At 41.5% G+C, this 463-nt stretch carries 1 pseudogene; it reads left to right on the top strand.

Annotated features, from left to right (window positions below):
• Positions 1-20: 20 nt before the first annotated feature.
• Positions 21-463, top strand: a pseudogene (locus GBH70_RS16490) (hypothetical protein); the annotation flags it as partial.

The following is a 463-nucleotide window of genomic DNA, read 5'->3' as shown; positions in this document are numbered from 1 at the left end:
GTTCGGAACGGATGAAAGACATGATCGAGCCTCTTTTTACCGAACTCATCAAGCTTTTATTGGAACAAAAATATATCACGATGGAAAACTACTTCATGTACGGCACAAAGATCGAGGCAAACGCCAATAAGTACACGTTTGTCTGGAAAAAGGCAACAAAAAAATATGAAGAAAAGCTGCAGGAAAACCTTCAAAAGACATTTCAACTCATCGAAGAAATGATTGAATTAGATGAGGAAACATTGAAAGAAATGAAAGCTCCGGCTGAACGTGTAAGTGCAAAACAGCTGGAGAAGATTGCCGAAAAGGTGGAGCAAAAAGTCAAAGAAGCTGAAACAGACGCAGAGCAGGAAGAAGACAAGCAACTGAATGGTCGCTCCCGTCTTGGAAGGACCGAACAATCAAAGAGAGGTTTTCGTCTGGAAATTCTGTATGGCAATGACACAGACAATCCGAATCGGAC

Origin of the sequence: Weizmannia acidilactici, assembly GCF_008974225.1 — a bacterium.
Taxonomy (GTDB): domain Bacteria; phylum Bacillota; class Bacilli; order Bacillales; family Bacillaceae_C; genus Weizmannia; species Weizmannia acidilactici.
Note: the sequence above shows the minus strand (reverse complement) of the source record. Positions and strands in the feature narration are given on the sequence as shown.